Origin of the sequence: Erwinia persicina (assembly GCF_019844095.1) — a bacterium.
GTDB classification, from domain to species: domain Bacteria; phylum Pseudomonadota; class Gammaproteobacteria; order Enterobacterales; family Enterobacteriaceae; genus Erwinia; species Erwinia persicina.
Map to the genome: position 1 here is coordinate 1,490,084 of NZ_CP082141.1, position 18,530 is coordinate 1,508,613.

An 18,530-nucleotide genomic window follows, 5' to 3' on the forward strand; every position below is an offset into this window, starting at 1 on the left:
GGCATGGAATTTGCTTTTTACGTTTGTGGTCTGGTGTCTGTGCTGGCGACGTTACGTGTCATCACGCATACCAACCCGGTACATGCGCTGCTGTACCTGATTATTTCTCTGCTGGCGGTTGCCGGGGTGTTTTTCTCGCTCGGTGCTTACTTTGCCGGGGCGCTGGAAATTATCGTTTATGCCGGCGCCATTATGGTGCTGTTCGTTTTCGTGGTGATGATGCTGAATCTTGGCGGCCAGGAAGTCGAGCAAGAACGTCAGTGGCTGAAGCCCTCCATGTGGATGGGCCCGGCTGTACTCTCGCTGGTATTACTGGTGGTACTGGTTTACGCCATCAGCGGCATCAACGACCAGGGTATTGACGGTAAGATGATCGATGCGAAAGCCGTCGGTATCAGCCTGTTCGGTCCTTACGTTCTGGCCGTTGAGCTGGCATCAATGCTGCTTCTGGCAGGTCTGGTGGTGGCATTCCACATCGGCCGCGAACAGCGTCCAGGTGAGGTTCTGAGCAACCGCCCGTCTGATGCGGCGAAAAGTAACAAGGAGGAGCGGGTATGATCCCTCTGCAGCATGGACTTATTCTGGCGGCCATTCTGTTTGTCCTCGGACTGACAGGCGTGGTAATCCGCCGCAATCTGCTGTTTATGTTGATTGGTCTCGAAATCATGATTAACGCCGCAGCACTGGCGTTTGTGGTGGCGGGAAGCTACTGGGGACAGGCCGACGGTCAGGTAATGTATATCCTGGCAATCAGCCTGGCCGCGGCTGAGGCCAGCATTGGCCTGGCGCTGCTGTTGCAGCTCCATCGCCGCAGCCAGACCCTCAACATTGATAAAGTGAGCGAGATGCGCGGATGAACCTTCTCTATTTAACAATCCTGTTTCCGCTGATTGGCTTCCTGTTACTGGCCTTCTCCCGTGGCCGCTGGTCAGAAAACCTGTCCGCGACCGTGGGCATGGGGTCTGTCGGTCTTGCGGCGCTGGTCACGGCTTATGCGGGCTTCGACTTCTTTAATCACGGCCAGCAGGTGTTTAACCAGGCGCTGTGGACCTGGATGCAGGTCGGAAACTTTAAAATTGACGTGAACCTGACGCTGGATGGCCTCTCGCTGACCATGCTGTCGGTCGTGACCGGGGTTGGCTTCCTGATCCACATGTTTGCCTCCTGGTACATGCGTGGGGAAGAGGGCTACTCGCGGTTCTTCGCCTATACCAACCTGTTTATCGCCAGCATGGTCGTTCTGGTGCTGGCCGATAACCTGATGCTGATGTATCTCGGCTGGGAAGGCGTCGGCCTCTGCTCTTACCTGCTGATTGGCTTCTACTACACCAACCCGAAAAACGGCGCGGCGGCGATGAAAGCCTTTATCATCACCCGCGTGGGGGATGTGTTCCTGGCATTTGCGTTGTTTATTCTTTACAACGAGCTGGGCACGCTGAACTTCCGCGAAATGATGGCGCTGGCACCGGCGCACTTTGCGGCGGACAACCATATGCTGCAGTGGGCAACTCTGATGCTGTTAGGTGGTGCGGTCGGTAAATCGGCACAGCTGCCCCTGCAGACCTGGCTGGCTGATGCGATGGCCGGTCCGACGCCTGTTTCCGCATTGATCCATGCCGCGACGATGGTGACCGCCGGGGTTTACCTGATTGCCCGTACTCACGGCCTGTTCCTGATGACGCCTGAAGTGCTGCATCTGGTTGGGATTATTGGTGCGGTAACGCTGGTGCTGGCCGGTTTTGCCGCGCTGGTGCAGACCGATATCAAGCGCGTGCTGGCTTACTCTACGATGAGTCAGATTGGCTACATGTTCCTGGCGCTGGGTGTTCAGGCCTGGGATGCAGCGATTTTCCATCTGATGACCCATGCGTTCTTTAAAGCGCTGCTGTTCCTCTCTTCCGGTTCGGTGATCCTTGCCTGCCACCACGAGCAGAACATCTTCAAGATGGGCGGCCTGCGTAAAAGTATTCCCCTGGTGTATGTCTGCTTCCTGGTGGGCGGGGCCGCACTGTCTGCGCTGCCGCTGATCACCGCAGGCTTCTTCAGTAAGGATGAGATTCTGGCGGGTGCGCTGGCTAACGGTCATCTTAATCTGATGATTGCGGGTCTGGCCGGGGCGTTTATGACCTCGCTCTACACCTTCCGCATGATCTTTATTGCTTTCCACGGGGAAGAAAAAATTCACGCACATGCGGGCAAAGGTATCACTCACCATCTGCCGCTGGTTGTGTTGTTAATTCTCTCTACCTTTATTGGCGCGATGATCGTTCCGCCGCTGAGAGGCGTTCTGCCAGAAACCAGCGAGCTGGCACACAGCAGCGTCCTGACGCTGGAGATTGCTTCCGGTGTTGTGGCCATTGTGGGCATCCTGCTGGCGGCCGCACTGTGGCTGGGTAAACGCACGCTGGTGACCGCGATAGCGAACAGTGCCGTGGGGCGTTTCTTTACCACCTGGTGGTTTGCCGCCTGGGGCTTCGACTGGCTGTATGACAAAGTCTTTGTTAAGCCTTACCTCGGTGTGGCCTGGCTGCTGTCGCGGGATCCGCTGAACGCTCTGATGAATATTCCGGCTTTACTGGCGCGCGGCGCGAATAAAGGTCTGGTCGTCAGTGAAAACGGCTACCTGCGCTGGTATCTCGCTTCCATGAGCATCGGTGCCGTTCTGGTACTGGCGCTGCTGCTGGTGATCTAAAGGTTAGTGAGTGGGGTGGGGCAGAGCCACACCCTATAAAGAATAAAAATCGCAATAAAGGGAAAACCGCCATGTTATTACCTTGGCTAATATTCATCCCGTTTGTCGGTGGATTACTGTGCTGGCAGCTGGAGCGCTTCGGGCCTAAGCTGCCACGCTGGATTGCACTGATCGCAATGGGGCTGACCTTTGTACTCTCGCTGCAACTGTGGCTGCAGGGAGATTACTCACTGACTCAGGCTGCGGGTATTCCGCAGTGGCAAGCTGAGTTCTCCGTGCCGTGGATCCCACGTTTCGGCATTGAGTTCCATCTTGCGCTGGATGGACTTTCGCTGTTGATGGTCGTGCTGACCGGCCTGCTGGGCCTGATGGCTATCCTCTGTTCGTGGAACGAAATCGAGAAGTGGCAGGGCTTCTTCCACCTTAACCTGCTGTGGATCCTCGGTGGCGTTATCGGTGTGTTCCTGGCAATGGACATGTTCCTGTTCTTCTTCTTCTGGGAGATGATGCTGGTACCGATGTACTTCCTGATCGCGCTCTGGGGCCATAAAGCCTCCGACGGGAAGACGCGTATTTCAGCGGCGACCAAATTCTTCATCTATACCCAGGCGAGTGGTCTGGTGATGCTGATTGCCATTCTGGCGCTGGTGTTTGTGCATTACAACGCGACGGGAATATGGACGTTTAGCTACGAAGAGCTGCTGAAAACGCCGATGACGCACGGCGTAGAATACCTGCTGATGCTGGGCTTCTTTATCGCTTTCGCCGTGAAAATGCCGGTCGTTCCGCTACACGGCTGGTTGCCGGACGCTCACAGTCAGGCACCGACGGCGGGTTCCGTTGATCTGGCAGGTATCCTGCTGAAAACGGCGGCTTATGGTCTGCTGCGTTTTGCTCTGCCGCTGTTCCCGAATGCGTCTGCCGAATTTGCACCGATTGCCATGTGGTTGGGGATTATCGGTATCTTCTACGGCGCGTGGATGGCGTTCTCGCAGTACGATATTAAGCGTCTGATTGCTTACACCTCGATTTCCCATATGGGCTTCGTGCTGATTGCTATCTACACCGGCAGCCAGCTGGCGTTCCAGGGCGCGGTGATTCAGATGATTGCTCACGGCCTGTCGGCATCTGCACTGTTTATTCTCTGCGGTCAGCTGTATGAGCGCCTGCACACCCGCGACATGCGTCAGATGGGTGGCCTGTGGTCGCGCATCAAATGGCTGCCGGGTCTGTCGCTGTTCTTTGCTGTGGCTAACCTGGGGATGCCGGGTACCGGTAACTTTGTCGGTGAATTTATGATCCTGACGGGCAGCTTCCAGACGGTACCGGTGATTATTGTTATCGCTACCTTTGGCCTGGTGTTCGCCTCGGTATACTCGCTGATTATGATGCAACGCGCTTACTACGGTGCGCCTAAGTCAGAAACACCGCTGCGCGGCATGTCTGCGCGTGAGTTCCTGATGATTATGGTGCTGGTGGTACTGCTGGTGTTGCTGGGTGTTTATCCGCAGCCGATTCTGGATACCTCGCACGCTGCGATGAGCAACATTCAGCAGTGGTTTACTGCTTCAATTTCAACTACAAGGCCGTAATTCGCCATGACAATAACTCCTCAACAATTGATCGCGCTTCTGCCGCTGCTGATCGTCGGATTGACGGTGGTAGTTGTGATGCTGTCCATTGCGTGGCGACGCAACCACTTCGTGAATGCGACGCTGGCCGTGGTCGGTCTGAACCTGGCGCTGTTTTCTCTGTACTTTGTCGGCCAGGCAGGGCCAATGGACGTTACCCCGCTGATGCGGGTGGACGGTTATTCAATGCTGTATACCGGGCTGGTGATCCTGGCCAGCCTGGCCACCTGTACCTTCGCCTACCCGTGGCTGGCAACCTATCCGGATAATCGCGAAGAGTTCTATCTGCTGGTGCTGATTGCTGCCCTGGGTGGTGTGGTTCTGGCCAGTGCGAACCATCTTGCTTCGCTGTTTATTGGCATCGAGCTGATCTCACTGCCGCTGTTTGGCCTGGTGGGGTACGCTTTCCAGCAAAAACGCTCGCTGGAAGCCGCCATTAAATACACCATTCTGTCGGCGGCCGCCTCGTCGTTCCTGCTGTTCGGTATGGCGCTGGTCTATGCCGATTCGGGTAGCCTGAGCTTTGCCTCACTGGGCAAAAGTCTGAACGACGGTGTTATCAATGAACCGCTGTTGCTGGCCGGTCTGGGTATGATGATCGTCGGCTTTGGCTTTAAACTGTCGCTGGTGCCATTCCACCTGTGGACGCCGGATGTTTACCAGGGCGCGCCAGCTCCGGTATCGACCTTCCTGGCGACTGCCAGCAAGATCGCCATTTTTGGCGTGCTGATGCGTCTGTTTATGTATGCGCCAATGGCCGACAACGAGGGGGTGCGCATCGTTCTCAGTCTGATTGCGGTCGCCTCGATGTTGTTCGGTAACCTGATGGCCATCTCGCAGAGTAACATTAAGCGTCTGCTGGGTTACTCCTCGATCGCTCACCTGGGCTACCTGCTGGTGGCACTGATCGCCGTGCAGACTCATCAGCTGTCAATGGAAACGGTGGGCGTTTACCTGGCCGGTTATCTGTTCAGCAGCCTGGGTGCTTTCGGTGTGGTCAGCCTGATGTCCAGCCCGTACCGTGGCCCGGATGCGGATTCCATGTACTCTTACCGTGGTCTGTTCTGGCACCGTCCGATCCTCGCGTCAGTCATGACCGTGATGATGCTGTCGCTGGCGGGTATCCCGATGACGCTGGGCTTTATCGGTAAGTTCTATGTGATTGCCGTGGGCGTCAGTGCGCAGCTGTGGTGGCTGACCGGTGCGGTGGTACTGGGCAGTGCCATTGGTCTGTACTACTACCTGCGTATGACCGTCAGCCTGTATCTGTCTCCGCCTGAGTTATCTCAGCGTGACGCGCCGGCCAACTGGGCATTTACCGCCGGTGGAGTGGTAGTGCTGATCTCTGCGATTCTGGTGTTGATACTGGGTATCTTCCCGCAGCCGCTGATTTCGCTGGTGAAACTGGCGCAACCACTGATGTAATCTGATGCATTACAGGTAATAATCGGGCCCACAGTGGCCCGATTTTTTTTGCTTCAGCGGAGGAGCTAAGTTAATGGATATTATCTGGCAGGACCTGCACCACAGCGAACTCACAGCCTCTCAGCTCTACCGGCTGCTGGCATTGCGTAACGCGGTATTTATCGTTGAGCAGCAGTGCCCTTATCTCGATATTGATGGTGCGGATTTGATGGGTGAAAATCGCCATCTGCTGGGGATGCTGAAGGATAAACTGGTGGCGTATCTGCGCATTCTGGGCCCGGACTGCGTCGGTAAGCCGGTGAAGATTGGTCGGGTGATTGTATCCGGCGATATACGCGGACTGAATCTGGGCAGCCGGCTGATGGCGCAGGCGATAAATAGCTGCGAACAGCACTGGCCCGGGCAGCCAATTTTTCTTTCAGCACAGGCGCATTTGCAGGGGTTTTATGGTCGTCAGGGATTTGTGGCGGTCAGTGAAGTGTATCTGGAAGACGGTATTCCGCATATTGATATGCAGCGTACGCAGGGCATGTAATCCTGCGTACGCCACAGGAGGGCGACTTTTCGGTCGCCCCACATCATTTGCTTTACGCGCTCTTAACCGGCGGTCATGACCCGGTCATCCACGTATTTACGCTTATCCGGCGGCGGTGGGACATACTGATACAGCCAGGTTTCACTCAGCGTCTCATCTTTGGTCCGCAGGAACAGACGCATATTCACCGGATCGGTGGCGTCGCTGTCAGGGTACCAGTCGAAGAGAATACGATAACCGTTGATCGGTTCAACGTAGAGGATTTCAACCTGCTTCAGCGTGCCGGAAGAGATGTTAATCACCGGCTCAATACCTTTCGGCGCAGCGGCTTTCAGATCCCCCCCTACAAAATCGACGGCAAAACGGCGAGCCCAGACGTTCGGGTAGTGTTCACCCGGTGCCCAGCCTTCCGGGAAGCCGCCCATACCGGTGCGGGTGGCATTCACGCGTGCCAGCCCGCTGCGTACCGGCGGCAGACCGCTCCAGTAAAGCTTGTAGGAGAAGCTGTGCTCGCTCCCGGCTTTAATGGCGTCGGCTGGCTGCCAGAAGCAGACGATATTATCCAGTGTCTCCCCGGTGGTCGGGATCTCCATCAGGTTAATCGCCCCTTTGCCCCATTTGCCGACCGGCTCCACCCACAGGCTTGGGCGCTTGTTATACCAGCCAATTACATCCTGGTAGCTGTCAAAGTCATGGTTCAGCTGCAACATACCAAAACCGCGCGGATTTTCATCCTGATAGGCATTGAACGTCAGACGCTGGGGGTTGTTCAACGGGCGACAGATCCACTCACCTGAACCGGTCCACATCGCCAGGCGATCGGAGTCGTGGATCTGCGGGTGGATAGTGTCGCACATGCGGCGTTCGTTATTGCCGCAGCTGAACATGGTGGTCATCGGGGAGATACCCAGCTGCTGGATATCCTTGCGCGCGTAAATGTGGTTTTCCACTTCCATCACCACGCGTTTGTCTTCACAGTGAATGGTAAATTTAAACGCGCCGGTGCAGCTTGGCCCATCCAGCAGGGTATAGACCACAAAGGTGGTGTCATCGGCTTTTGGCGTTTCAAACCAGAAGGCGGTGAAGTCCGGGAACTCTTCCTTACCGTTGCTGAAGGTGTCGATCGCCACGCCGCGGGCGGACAGGCCGTACTGGAAGGTCTCATCTACCGCGCGGAAGTAGCTGGCCCCGAGGAAGGAAACGATATCCCGTTTTGCCAGCTCTGGTTTTTTAAACGCGCGAAAACCGGCGAAGCCGAGATCGGTTTTACCTTCCAGCTGTTTGGTGTCAACGTGTGCATCGTTGTAATTGAACAGCTCAGGGCGGAAGTGGATTTCACGGGCCTCACGACTCGCACCATCAACCGAGAACATGCGGATACGGCGTTTAAAGCCCATCCCCACGTGGAAGAACTGAACATCAAGCTGGCGATTATCGATGCCGTTCCACAGCGAGTGGTTAGCATCATACTGGATTTCGTTATAGGCCTGCGGAGTCAGCGTTGCCAGCGTTTCGGGCAACGGTGCCGGAGCGCCACCATAGGCCTGTTTTGCCATATCGGCGGCCATTTTTTTAAGCACATCAAAATCAAATCGCTTGGCGGAACCATCGGCAATCCCGTCTTCAGCCCAGGCAGCCTGGGAGAACAACGTGGATAAACCCGACATCCCACTGAGGGTTGCGAATGCCATTGACGCTTTCATAAACATTCTTCGATTCATGCCGGAAATAATTTCCTCAGGTGAACGGAGTTTGTAGTGACTGTCGTGCGTTTGCACGCATTCGCTCGGCCGGATTGTGTCCGGCTACAGGGAGTTACGACAGCCTGCCAGGGTAATGATTCAGTTCACGCAAAATTTATCAGATAAATCTAAATACCGCAGTGCTTTCGCATGTGAATTAACGTAAATATCGGAATTTACAGCACTGTCCGCACACCGCCCGCAACAGGCCGTTCGCTATTCTCAGTTAATTCCTGGTAGTTTTCGTCAAACAAAGCGGTGGAAACTGTCTATAGTTATCTGACGACGTTTACTCGCCCAAGGAGAATGGAAATGACTACTACGACTGAACCACATGAAACTCGCCTCGATGATGATCTGGCGCTGCTCACTGAAACACTGGAAGAAGTGCTGAAGTCGTCGGGCGATCCGGCCGATCAGAAATACGTAGAGCTGAAAGCCAAAGCAGAAAAATCGCTGCATCAGGTGAAATCCCGCATCAGTAACGCGTCGGATACCTACTACGTTCGTGCCCGTCAGGCAGTGACGCGCGCAGACGACTATGTCCATGATAAACCGTGGCAGGGTATTGGCGTCGGTGCGACCGTCGGCCTGGTGATCGGCCTGCTGCTGGCACGTCGCTAACAGATACGTTTGCTAACAGACGCCTCCTGGCGTCTGTTTCATTGACCTCTCCGCTGTTCCCCCTTGTCCGGATCAATATTTCCTGTTTTCTCTGCCGCTACGATAGACCTCCCTTTGTTTTATCGCTGAGGTCAGCATGCAACTTGCCCGGGCTATAGACCAGCTTATTCACCAGCTCCTGCAGGTCAGGGTCTCTGCACCCGGTCAGCAGCAGCTTTGCGTCCCGTTGTCACCTGATACTGATGCCCTGAACTGGCTGGATGCCCAGACCTGCTGGCCACAGTTTTACTGGCAGGATCGTAGCGGTGAGGCATTTATGGCCGCCTGCGGGGCGCTGGAGGAGTTTGACTCCACCCTGTCTGCGACGCGGCGCCTTGCGTCACTCCCGGCGGGCTGGCGACTGCCGGGAGCAAACCGTTTTGACGGTAGCAGCTTCTTCTTCCTGCCCGCGCTGCTCTGGCAGCAGGATGCTACCGGCCAGCGGTTAATGCTCAATCTGGTCAGTGACGGTTCCCTGCAGCAGGAAGCCCAGCGGATGGCATGCTGGCTCAGGGCCCTGCGTCCGGCCAGCCCTGCGCTGCCGTTACCTCATGCCGTAGCAGTACATCAGTGGCCGGATAAACCCGGCTGGCTGCGGCGGGTCAGCCTGGCCCTGGCGGCGATTACGGCAGGAGAGCTGGATAAAGTCGTGCTGGCGCGTGCCAGCGATGTCACCCTGTCCGGCCCGCTGTCAGCGGCTGCGCTGCTGGCCGCCAGCCGGCGAATTAATCCCCGCTGCTACCACTTTATGCTGGCGACCGGCGCAGGGCAGGCGCTGATCGGGTCGAGCCCTGAGCGGTTGTATGCGCGGCAGGGGAGTCAGCTGGAGAGTGAAGCGCTGGCCGGAACCGCCAGGCTGGAACAGGCGGGGCTGCTGGAGGACAGAAAAAATCAGTGGGAAAACGGCCTGGTGGTCGACGATATTCGCCAGCGCCTGGAGGGCGCTGTCACCGGGCTGGAGGTGATGCCGGCAGAGCTGCTTCCCCTCCGGCACCTGCAGCATTTGCGGCGACGTATCCGCGCCCGGCTGTTGCAGCCTGATGATGCCGACTGTGTGGCGCGTCTGCAGCCGACGGCAGCGGTGGCAGGACTGCCGCGCGCGGAGGCACTGGCCTTTATCCGCCAGCATGAACCTTTCGCACGCGGCTGGTACAGCGGATCGATCGGCTATCTGTCGCAATCACAGAGCGAGTTCTCCGTCGTTCTGCGCTGTGCCCTGGTGGCGGAAAGTCGGGTGCGTCTCTATGCCGGGGCGGGGATCGTCAGCGGCTCCGATCCGGAGCAGGAATGGCACGAGGTCGAGAGTAAAGCCGCGACCCTCGGCGCGTTACTGGCGGTGGGAAAGCGGGGGTAAAGCTGGCCCAAATCAAAAAGACGACGAAAGCGGCTGATTATAATAGCGCGAGGATTTTTGATCGGGAGTGGCTATGCAGCAAGACCTGTCGCACGCAACGTTCAATCGCCGCTGGGCTAACGTACTGCTGGAAACGCTGACGCGCCACGGCGTGCGTCACATCTGCATTGCCCCGGGCTCCCGATCGGCTCCGCTGGCGCTGGCAGCCGCGGCCTGTGAAAACGTGTTATGTCATACGCATTTTGACGAACGGGGCCTGGGTTTTCTGGCCCTGGGGCTGGCAAAAGCCACCGGACAGCCTGTCGCGATGATCGTCACCTCCGGGACGGCCGTGGCGAATCTGCATCCGGCGCTGGTAGAGGCGCAGCTCACCGGTGAAAAGCTGGTGGCCATCAGTGCCGATCGCCCCCCTGAACTGATCCACTGCGGTGCGAATCAGGCGATTGACCAGATCGGCATCTTTGCACCTCACGTTAGCGCATCCCTCAATCTTCCCCGTCCCACGCCTTCCGTTCCGGCGCGCTGGCTGGTATCAGCGGTGGACACCCTGCTGGCACAGCAGCAACACGGCGGCGTGCATATTAACTGCCCGTTTGCAGAACCCCTGTATGGCCCCGACAGCGACGACTTCCACGCGTGGCAGGATGAACTCGGGAGCTGGTGGCACAGCCGGGAGCCCTGGCTACATTACCCGCAACAGCATGCCACTCCCGTCGAAAATGACTGGCCACAGTGGCGGAATAAACGCGGGGTAGTGATTGCCGGACGCATCAGCGCACAGGAGGGCAGTCTGCTGGCCGTGTGGGCCAGTGAGCTGGGCTGGCCACTGCTGGGTGACGTGGTGTCGCAGACCGGGCAGCCTCTGCCCTGTGCCGCCCTGTGGCTGGCGCATCCGGCGGCACGGCAGGCGCTGGCGGGGGCGGAAATCGTGGTGCAGTTTGGCGGCAGTCTGACCGGCAAAAATCTGCTGGATTACCAGAACAGCTGCCGCCCGGATACCTACTGGCTGGTCGATCCCCTGCCAGGTCAGCGCCACCCTGGCAGCGTGCGTGGCCGGCGAATCCAGGCAGAGATGACTGACTGGCTGCAACGCCATCCTGCCGCCGCGCATCGTCCCTGGTGCCCGGAACTGGCCCGGCTGGCCGGACGTACCGTGCAGTACCTGGCACAGCATCTGCAGTCGTTTGGCGAGGCGCAACTGGCCCACCGTCTGAGCGGGCTGCTGCCCGAAAACGGGGCGCTGTTCATCGGCAACAGCCTTTCGGTTCGTCTGGTCGATGCTTTTGCGCAGCTTCCTGCGGGTTATCCGCTCTACTGTAATCGCGGTGCCAGCGGCATTGACGGTCTGCTGGCGACGGCCGCGGGTGTCCAGCGGGGCACGGCACGGCCGCTGCTGATCCTGCTGGGCGATCTGTCCGCGCTGTACGATCTCAACAGTCTGGCGCTGCTGCAACAGGCTTCTGCCCCGGTCGTGGTGATCGTCATCAATAATCAGGGCGGTCAGATCTTTTCCATGCTGCCCACGCCTTCCGCTGAACGGGAACGCTTCTTCACCTTACCCCCCAGGGTCGACTTCTGCCACGCAGCGGCGCTGTTTGGCTTGCAGTTTGCCCGCCCCACCCGTTGGGAGGCGCTCCGGCAGTCGGTCGCGCAGGGCTTTCAGGGCGGCGTGACGCTGATCGAAGTTGTGACCCACGGGGACGAAGGTGCCCAAACCCTGGCGCGCTGTGCCAGTGAGGTAATCCATTTATGATGCTTCATGCACACTGGCAGGGGCACCACCAGAGTACGCGTCCGGTGCTGGTCTGGCTGCACGGCTTTCTCGGCAGCGCGGCGGACTGGCAGCCGGTACAGCGCTATTTCAGCCACTGGCCGCTGCTGAGTGTTGACCTGCCCGGCCACGGTGGATCCCAGGCGCAGACCGTCACGGATTTCGACGATCTGTCACAGCGGCTTAACGCCACGCTGCACTTCCATCAGGTCGATCGCTACTGGCTTATAGGCTACTCGCTGGGCGGCCGGCTGGCGTTGTATCACGCCTGTCGTCATGCCGGAAGCGGCCTGGCGGGGCTGCTGGTGGAGGCGGGGCATTTTGGCCTCAGTAACCCCGTCGAACGCCGCCACCGCCGCGATCACGATCTTAGTTGGGCAGCGCGGTTCCGCCAGCAGCCGCTCGGCCAGGTACTGGATTTGTGGTATCAGCAGCCGGTTTTTGCCGAACTGACGGCTGTCGAGCGACAGCGTCTGGTGGCCCGGCGGCTGAATAATCGTGGCGAAGACCTGGCGGCGATGCTCCAGGCTACCTCACTGTCGGCGCAGCCGGATCTGTTGCCCGAACTGCGGGAGAAAAATTTTCCGTTTCGCTATCTGTGCGGTGAGTGGGATCAGAAATTTTTACAGCTGGCCCGACAGGCGGCGCTTCCCCCAGCGGTCATTCCTGCTGCGGGTCATAACACACACCTGGCGAACCCCCTGGCGTTTGCCCATCAGCTTGCCCGTGTGCTCAACCATAATTAAGGAGCCCTGATGTTGTATCCCGATGAAAAACAGCTTTATGCCCCGGTGCAGTGGCAGGATTGCGGTGCTGACTACGGCGATATTCGCTATCACAAAACTGCCGATGGTATTGCGAAAATCACCCTCAACCGCCCGCAGGTGCGCAATGCTTTTCGCCCGCAGACCATCGTGGAAATCCAGCAGGCACTGGATAACGCCCGGCGGGATCCGGCAGTGGGGGTCATCGTGCTGACCGGAGAAGGCGATCTGGCCTTTTGCTCCGGCGGGGATCAGAAAGTGCGTGGCGATTACGGCGGCTATCAGGATGACGCTGGTGTTCATCATCTGAATGTCCTCGATCTGCAGCGGCAGATCCGCACCTGCCCGAAGCCAGTGGTGGCGATGGTGGCGGGTTACGCCGTGGGCGGCGGGCACGTACTGCACATGATGTGTGACCTGACAATTGCTGCTGATAACGCGCAGTTTGGTCAGACGGGGCCGAAAGTCGGCTCGTTTGACGGCGGCTGGGGGGCGGCCTATATGGCGCGCATCGTCGGTCAGAAAAAGGCGCGCGAGATATGGTTCCTCTGCCGGATGTACGATGCCCGGCAGGCGCTGGATATGGGGCTGGTGAATACGGTGGTTCCGCTGGCTGAACTGGAAAAAGAGACGGTACGCTGGTGCCGCGAGATGCTGCAAAACAGCCCGATGGCGCTGCGCTGTCTGAAGGCGGCCCTCAATGCCGACTGCGACGGGCAGGCCGGGCTGCAGGAGCTGGCCGGTAATGCCACCATGCTGTTCTATATGACCGAAGAGGGGCAGGAAGGGCGCAATGCCTTTAACCAGAAACGGCAGCCTGACTTCAGTCCGTTCCGGCGTAATCCCTGATGCGTCGCGCCGCGCTGTACGAATATCAAATCGCGCTGGAGGCCGGGGTGGTACTGCGCCATCAGCGGTTAAAAGTGCGACAGGGGATGCTGGTGAGGCTGTGGGACGGGCAGGCGGAGGGCTGGGGCGAGATTGCGCCACTGCCGGAGTTCAGTCATGAAACGCCGGAACAGGCACGGGAGCAGGCCACCGGCTGGCTGTCACAGTGGTGTGATGGCGTGGTGCCCGCGGAAAGTCATCTCCCTTCTGTCGCGTTTGGCATCAGCTGTGCGCTGGCCGGGTTGGGCAATACGCTGCCCGTAGAGGGAGAGTACCGTCTGGCGCAGCTGTGCAGCGGTGACCCCGATGCGCTGTTTCAGCGTCTGTGTCAGCAGCCGCAGCCGCTGGCGAAAATGAAGGTGGGCTTGTACGAGGCGGTACGTGACGGGATGCAGGCCAGCCTGCTGCTTGAAGCACTGCCGCAACTGACCCTGCGGCTGGATGCTAACCGCAGCTGGACGCTGGAAAAAGCGCTGAGTTTCGCCCGCCATGTCCCACCCGCGCTGCGTTCACGCATCGCGTTCATCGAGGAGCCGTGCAGGGATCGGCAGCAAAGCCTGGCCTTCGCCGCCGCGACCGGCATTAATATTGCCTGGGACGAAACCCTGCGTGAGGAGCCAGACGCCCTGAGCGCAGCGCCCGGCGTAGTCGCGGTAGTGATCAAACCCATGCTGACCGGCAGCATTGAGAGGGTGCAGCACCAGGTGAGACAGGCGCAGGCGCATGGGCTGACCCCGGTGATCAGCAGTGCGCTGGAGTCCAGCTTTGGACTGACTCTGCTGGCGAGGCTGGCACACTGGCTGACGCCGGGAGTGCTGCCGGGGCTGGACACGCTGCAGCTGATGCAGCAGCAGGTGCTCAGGGCGTGGCCGGGCAGTGCGCTCCCCGTTCAGGGCAGCGAAGCGTTGTCATGTCTCTGGCAGCGATAACCGACTGGCCGTGGCGCGGCTGGCAGCTCCGTTGCCCGGATGCACTGGCCATTGATACCGGCCAGCAGCGTCTGAGCTGGCAGCAGCTGGGGCAGGCCATCAGCGAACAGGCCGCCGGTTTTCGCCAGCAGGGGGTCAATGCGGGAGACCTGGTAACCCTGCGCAGCGGTAACAGTCTTGATGCCCTGCTGGCCTGGCTCGGGCTGCTGACCTCCGGCGCGCGGGTGCTGGGGCTCAACCCCGGGTTGCCTGGCGACCAGCTGGATGCGCTGCTGCCGGGGCTGTCAGCCGATTTTATGCTGAACCTGGCGGAGACTGTGGCAGTGCCGCTTCCGGCGCTGGCGCTGACCCGGGGGAGGGGGGAGAGCAGCCTCCCGTGGCAGCCGGAGCGGATCGCCACGCTGACGCTGACATCCGGCTCCACCGGGCTTCCCAAAGCCGCCGCACACACTTTTGCTGCTCATCTTTACAGCGCGGCAGCGGTAGCCACACTGATGGACGCTCAGAGGCATGACCGCTGGCTGCTGTCCCTGCCACTGTATCACGTCTCCGGTCAGGGGATCCTCTGGCGCTGGCTACGGGTGGGGGCGACCCTGGTGATCCCTGATGCCCAGGGTTTTCATGCCGCCCTGGCACGGAGTACGCTGGCCTCCCTGGTTCCAACCCAACTCTGGCGTCTGCTGCAACAACCTGCACTGCCCGGCAGCCTGCGTGCGGTGCTGCTCGGTGGCGCACAGATCCCGGGGGCGCTGACCCGTAAGGCTGAAGAGGCCGGGCTGCGCTGCTACTGCGGCTATGGTATGACTGAAACTGCCTCGACCGTTTGCGCCCGGCGGGCAGATCACCGTTCCGGCGTCGGGGCGCCTTTACCCGGCTATCAGGTTCGTCTGGTGGAGGGCGAAGTGTGGGTTCGTTCGCCGGCGCTGGCATCGGGGTACTGGTCGGCGGGTGCGCTACGGCCGCTGGCTGACGCTGACGGCTGGTTACACACCGGCGACCGTGGCCGCTGGCTGCAGGGTGAGCTGGTGATTGACGGGCGACGCGATAATCTCTTTTTCTCCGGTGGCGAAGGCGTGCAGCCCGAACAGATCGAAAAAATCGTGCAGGCACATCCAGCGGTCACGCAGGTGTTTATCGTGCCGCAGGCGAGTGCCGAGTACGGTCAGCGGCCGGTGGCGCTGGTCGAAGGCGGGATCGCTCTGGACCACCTTGCAGCCTGGGCTGCCCCGCGGCTCGCCGGCTATCAGCGCCCGGTGGCATGGTATCCGCTGCCGGCGGCAGAGGGGGGATCCCTTAAACGTTCCCGCCAGCAGCTGAAGGCGTGGGTCGCGCAGCAGCAGAAATAACCGGGTGTTGTCGAAAAGGACATTGTGTTTCCCCGAAGGGCTTCCTACAGTGTCATGACATAAGTACACCGGAGAACAACATGATAAGAGTGGAAATGCTCGCGACGGGCGACGAAGTCCTGCACGGACAGATCGTCGACACCAATGCGGCCTGGCTGGCTGGCGTACTGTTTGAACACGGCTTGCCGATGACCAGCCGTCAGACGGTGGGTGACAGCCTGCAGGAGCTGGTCACCGTACTGACTGAACGCAGCAAGGTGGCCGATGTGCTGATCGTCAACGGCGGGCTGGGCCCGACCAGTGATGACTTAAGCGCGCTGGCAGCGGCCACTGCCGCCGGGGTCGGGCTGGAGCTCCACCCTGAGTGGCTGGTGAAAATGGAAGCCTTCTTTGCCAGCCGCGGTAAGGCAATGGCCCCCAGCAACCGCAAGCAGGCGGAGATCCCACAGGGTGCTGAGATGATCGATAATCCGGTGGGGACGGCCTGCGGTTTTGCCATGCAGCTCAACCGTTGCTGGATTTTCTTCACGCCCGGCGTGCCCTCCGAATACAAAGTGATGGTGATGGATCAAATCCTGCCGCGCCTCAAGGCGCGCTTCCAACTGCCGGAGCCGCCGTTATGCCTGCGCATGACGACCTTTGGCCGCGGGGAAAGCGATCTGGCGTCCGATATTGAACCCCTGACGCTGCCGGAAGGTGTGGTGATGGGCTATCGTGCCTCCATGCCGATCATTGAACTGAAGCTGAACGGTCCGGCGTCAAAAAGAGCAGAGATGGAGCTGTTCTGGCAGCAGGTACGTGAAATTGCCGGGGACAGCGTGATCTTCGAAGGGTTTGAAACTCTGCCTGAACAACTGGCGCGTCGCCTGAAGGAACACAAACTGTCGCTGAGCATCAGCGAACAGTTCAGCGCCGGGCTGTTGCAGTGGCAGCTGATCTCTGCGGGGGCCTCGCTGGCCGCGGGTAACGTGTTACCTAATCAGAGTGAGTCGCTGGGGGTGCTGGCGGCGCGCAGTCAGCAGCTGGCCAGGCAGAATCACGCCAGGCTGGCGCTGGTGGTGGGCGGGCTGGAGGACGACCGTCTGGGCTTCGCGCTGCATACCCCGGACGGTACCTTTGCCCAAAAGGTGAAATTTAACGTCAGCCGTCACGGCCTGAAAGCCCGGCAGGATATGGTCGCCATGCTGGCAATGAATATGCTGCGCCGCTGGCTGAACGGGCAGAAAGTCACCACCGGCCATGGCTGGATTGACGTCGTGGAAACGTTATAAGCATTAAAAAGGGCTGCCCCTAAAGAAGGTCAGCCCTGGGGGATGTGTTGCCGTGCGTGGAGGGGGCCTTTTTTTCCGGTCGTGCCGGTGGCGGGCACCGCCGTCTACAACTCGATCTCTATATCCCCGTCGGCCTTGCAGCAGCAGGGCAGAATTTCACCCTGATTGACAAAGGCCAGCGGCGTCGCGCTGTAACTGACTTCTCCCTTCAGCAAACGGGTACGGCATGAGCCGCAGTAGCCTTCACGGCACTGATACTCCACACATACCCGGTGCGACTCCAGCGCGGCCAGCAGGGAAGGGTGCTCATCATCACACTCAAGCTGCATACCGGAGGTACGCAGTGTAATGCTCGCCATCTTACAGCTCGAAGTCGCTGAGGTCGTCGGCATTCACTTCAGAGTCAATCTGACCGACCAGATAAGAGCTGACTTCCACTTCCTGCGGTGCCACCTGAACGTTATCGGACACCAGCCAGGAGTTGATCCACGGAATTGGGTTTGAGCGGGTTTTAAACGGCAGATCCAGGCCGACGGCGTTCATGCGGATGTTGGTGATGTACTCAATGTACTGCCAGAGAATGTCTTTGTTCAGGCCGATCATCGAACCGCCGCTGAACAGATATTCCGCCCACTCTTTCTCCTGCTCGGCTGCCAGCACAAACAGGTCGTAGCACTCCTGGCGACACTCTTTAGCAATCTCCGCCATTTCCGGGTCGTCTTCGCCGCTGCGCAGCAGGTTCAGCATATGCTGCGTGCCGGTCAGGTGCAGCGCTTCATCACGGGCAATCAGCTTGATGATTTTAGCGTTGCCTTCCATCAGTTCACGTTCGGCGAACGCGAAGGAACAGGCAAAGCTGACGTAAAAGCGAATGGCTTCTAGTGCGTTAACGCTCATCAGGCAGATATACAGCTGTTTTTTCAGTGCGCGCAGGCTGACGGTCACGGATTTACCGTTGACCTCGTGCGTGCCTTCGCCCAGCAGATGCCAGTAGCTGGTCATCTCGATCAGATCGTCGTAGTAGCCAGAGATGTCTTTAGCACGTGACAGGATCTGCTCGTTGGTAACAATATCGTCGAATACCAGCGCCGGATCGTTGACGATATTACGAATGATATGGGTGTATGAGCGCGAGTGGATTGTCTCTGAGAACGCCCAGGTTTCAATCCAGGTTTCCAGCTCAGGAATCGAGATCAGCGGCAGCAGCGCGACGTTCGGGCTGCGTCCCTGAATGGAGTCCAGCAGGGTCTGATATTTCAGGTTGCTGATAAAAATGTGCTTCTCGTGATCCGGCAGCGCCTGGTAGTCGATACGATCGCGGGAGACGTCAACTTCCTCCGGACGCCAGAAGAAAGAGAGCTGCTTTTCGATCAGTTTTTCAAAGATATCGTATTTCTGCTGGTCGAAGCGCGCCACGTTCACCGGCTGACCGAAGAACATCGGTTCCAACAGCTGGTTGTTTTTATTCTGCGAAAACGTTGTGTAAGCCATGATTCAATCCAAATGAGTCAGGGCCAGC

General features: G+C 59.0%; 17 protein-coding genes. 14 read left to right on the forward strand and 3 right to left on the reverse strand.

Annotated elements, in window-relative coordinates; all coding sequences use genetic code 11:
• Positions 1-3 precede the first annotated feature (3 nt).
• From nuoJ to K6L24_RS06825, 6 genes are all read left to right on the forward strand, one after another.
• Entirely contained in the window at positions 4-558 is a 555-nt protein-coding gene (nuoJ, locus tag K6L24_RS06800) for an NADH-quinone oxidoreductase subunit J (RefSeq protein ID WP_062742949.1), read from the forward strand.
• Complete coding sequence (gene nuoK / locus K6L24_RS06805) at positions 555-857, forward strand: NADH-quinone oxidoreductase subunit NuoK (protein ID WP_048915457.1); 303 nt, start codon at positions 555-557, stop codon at positions 855-857. The genes nuoJ and nuoK overlap by 4 nt, the downstream gene beginning before the upstream one ends.
• Positions 854-2,692 carry an NADH-quinone oxidoreductase subunit L gene (nuoL, locus tag K6L24_RS06810; RefSeq protein ID WP_222682087.1) on the forward strand — a complete coding sequence of 613 codons (1,839 nt, stop codon included), beginning with the start codon at positions 854-856 and terminating at the stop codon, positions 2,690-2,692. Before nuoK ends, nuoL begins: the two co-directional genes overlap by 4 nt.
• 71 nt (positions 2,693-2,763) lie before the next feature.
• A complete protein-coding gene (gene nuoM, locus K6L24_RS06815; protein ID WP_062742947.1) occupies positions 2,764-4,284 on the forward strand; it encodes an NADH-quinone oxidoreductase subunit M in 1,521 nt (506 codons plus the stop codon).
• A 6-nt stretch (positions 4,285-4,290) separates the two neighbouring features.
• Positions 4,291-5,748, forward strand: coding sequence for an NADH-quinone oxidoreductase subunit NuoN (nuoN, locus tag K6L24_RS06820; RefSeq protein ID WP_062742946.1), 1,458 nt, complete (start codon positions 4,291-4,293; stop codon positions 5,746-5,748).
• A 73-nt stretch (positions 5,749-5,821) separates the two neighbouring features.
• Positions 5,822-6,283 (forward strand): GNAT family N-acetyltransferase, encoded by a 462-nt coding sequence (locus K6L24_RS06825; RefSeq protein WP_222682088.1) that lies wholly within the window; start codon positions 5,822-5,824, stop codon positions 6,281-6,283.
• 62 nt (positions 6,284-6,345) lie between these two features.
• On the opposite strand, the gene K6L24_RS06830 is transcribed toward K6L24_RS06825, so the two are convergent.
• Complete coding sequence (locus K6L24_RS06830) at positions 6,346-8,004, reverse strand: glucan biosynthesis protein D (RefSeq protein ID WP_062742944.1); 1,659 nt, start codon at positions 8,002-8,004, stop codon at positions 6,346-6,348.
• A gap of 333 nt (positions 8,005-8,337) precedes the next feature.
• Between K6L24_RS06830 and elaB the strand changes: the two genes are divergently transcribed.
• From elaB to K6L24_RS06870, 8 genes are all read left to right on the forward strand, one after another.
• Complete coding sequence (gene elaB, locus K6L24_RS06835) at positions 8,338-8,649, forward strand: stress response protein ElaB (protein ID WP_062742943.1); 312 nt, start codon at positions 8,338-8,340, stop codon at positions 8,647-8,649.
• A 136-nt stretch (positions 8,650-8,785) separates the two neighbouring features.
• Positions 8,786-10,042 carry an isochorismate synthase gene (locus K6L24_RS06840; RefSeq protein WP_222682089.1) on the forward strand — a complete coding sequence of 419 codons (1,257 nt, stop codon included), beginning with the start codon at positions 8,786-8,788 and terminating at the stop codon, positions 10,040-10,042.
• Positions 10,043-10,127: 85 nt separating this feature from the next.
• Positions 10,128-11,795, forward strand: coding sequence for a 2-succinyl-5-enolpyruvyl-6-hydroxy-3-cyclohexene-1-carboxylic-acid synthase (menD, locus tag K6L24_RS06845; RefSeq protein WP_222682301.1), 1,668 nt, complete (start codon positions 10,128-10,130; stop codon positions 11,793-11,795).
• Complete coding sequence (menH, locus tag K6L24_RS06850; protein ID WP_222682090.1) at positions 11,792-12,559, forward strand: 2-succinyl-6-hydroxy-2,4-cyclohexadiene-1-carboxylate synthase; 768 nt, start codon at positions 11,792-11,794, stop codon at positions 12,557-12,559. The genes menD and menH overlap by 4 nt, the downstream gene beginning before the upstream one ends.
• 9 nt (positions 12,560-12,568) lie before the next feature.
• On the forward strand, positions 12,569-13,426 hold the full coding sequence (menB, locus tag K6L24_RS06855) for a 1,4-dihydroxy-2-naphthoyl-CoA synthase (RefSeq protein ID WP_062742941.1): 858 nt from the start codon (positions 12,569-12,571) through the stop codon (positions 13,424-13,426).
• Positions 13,426-14,394, forward strand: coding sequence for an o-succinylbenzoate synthase (gene menC, locus K6L24_RS06860; RefSeq protein WP_222682091.1), 969 nt, complete (start codon positions 13,426-13,428; stop codon positions 14,392-14,394). The genes menB and menC overlap by 1 nt, the downstream gene beginning before the upstream one ends.
• A complete protein-coding gene (menE, locus tag K6L24_RS06865; RefSeq protein WP_222682302.1) occupies positions 14,382-15,740 on the forward strand; it encodes an o-succinylbenzoate--CoA ligase in 1,359 nt (452 codons plus the stop codon). The genes menC and menE overlap by 13 nt, the downstream gene beginning before the upstream one ends.
• Positions 15,741-15,820: 80 nt before the next feature.
• Complete coding sequence (locus K6L24_RS06870) at positions 15,821-17,011, forward strand: nicotinamide mononucleotide deamidase-related protein YfaY (RefSeq protein ID WP_137269768.1); 1,191 nt, start codon at positions 15,821-15,823, stop codon at positions 17,009-17,011.
• Positions 17,012-17,115: 104 nt separating this feature from the next.
• On the opposite strand, the gene yfaE is transcribed toward K6L24_RS06870, so the two are convergent.
• Together yfaE and nrdB are read right to left on the reverse strand one after the other, a co-directional pair.
• Positions 17,116-17,370 (reverse strand): class I ribonucleotide reductase maintenance protein YfaE, encoded by a 255-nt coding sequence (gene yfaE, locus K6L24_RS06875; RefSeq protein ID WP_118663702.1) that lies wholly within the window; start codon positions 17,368-17,370, stop codon positions 17,116-17,118.
• 1 nt (position 17,371) lies between these two features.
• The gene (gene nrdB, locus K6L24_RS06880; RefSeq protein WP_062742936.1) at positions 17,372-18,502 is read right to left on the reverse strand and encodes a class Ia ribonucleoside-diphosphate reductase subunit beta; all 1,131 of its coding nucleotides are present in this window, start codon (positions 18,500-18,502) and stop codon (positions 17,372-17,374) included.
• Positions 18,503-18,530: the final 28 nt, after the last annotated feature.

Excerpts from the sequence above, each read along its gene's own strand:
- nuoK (WP_048915457.1), top strand. The coding sequence starts at position 555 with ATGATCCCTCTGCAGCATGGACTTATTCTGGCGGCCATTCTGTTTGTC.
- nuoM (WP_062742947.1), top strand. The coding sequence starts at position 2,764 with ATGTTATTACCTTGGCTAATATTCATCCCGTTTGTCGGTGGATTACTG.
- K6L24_RS06830 (WP_062742944.1), bottom strand. The coding sequence starts at position 8,004 with ATGAATCGAAGAATGTTTATGAAAGCGTCAATGGCATTCGCAACCCTC.
- elaB (WP_062742943.1), top strand. The coding sequence starts at position 8,338 with ATGACTACTACGACTGAACCACATGAAACTCGCCTCGATGATGATCTG.
- K6L24_RS06870 (WP_137269768.1), top strand. The coding sequence starts at position 15,821 with ATGATAAGAGTGGAAATGCTCGCGACGGGCGACGAAGTCCTGCACGGA.
- nuoN (WP_062742946.1), top strand. The coding sequence starts at position 4,291 with ATGACAATAACTCCTCAACAATTGATCGCGCTTCTGCCGCTGCTGATC.
- nrdB (WP_062742936.1), bottom strand. The coding sequence starts at position 18,502 with ATGGCTTACACAACGTTTTCGCAGAATAAAAACAACCAGCTGTTGGAA.
- yfaE (WP_118663702.1), bottom strand. The coding sequence starts at position 17,370 with ATGGCGAGCATTACACTGCGTACCTCCGGTATGCAGCTTGAGTGTGAT.
- K6L24_RS06825 (WP_222682088.1), top strand. The coding sequence starts at position 5,822 with ATGGATATTATCTGGCAGGACCTGCACCACAGCGAACTCACAGCCTCT.
- nuoL (WP_222682087.1), top strand. The coding sequence starts at position 854 with ATGAACCTTCTCTATTTAACAATCCTGTTTCCGCTGATTGGCTTCCTG.
- menB (WP_062742941.1), top strand. The coding sequence starts at position 12,569 with ATGTTGTATCCCGATGAAAAACAGCTTTATGCCCCGGTGCAGTGGCAG.
- K6L24_RS06840 (WP_222682089.1), top strand. The coding sequence starts at position 8,786 with ATGCAACTTGCCCGGGCTATAGACCAGCTTATTCACCAGCTCCTGCAG.
- menC (WP_222682091.1), top strand. The coding sequence starts at position 13,426 with ATGCGTCGCGCCGCGCTGTACGAATATCAAATCGCGCTGGAGGCCGGG.
- menH (WP_222682090.1), top strand. The coding sequence starts at position 11,792 with ATGATGCTTCATGCACACTGGCAGGGGCACCACCAGAGTACGCGTCCG.
- nuoJ (WP_062742949.1), top strand. The coding sequence starts at position 4 with ATGGAATTTGCTTTTTACGTTTGTGGTCTGGTGTCTGTGCTGGCGACG.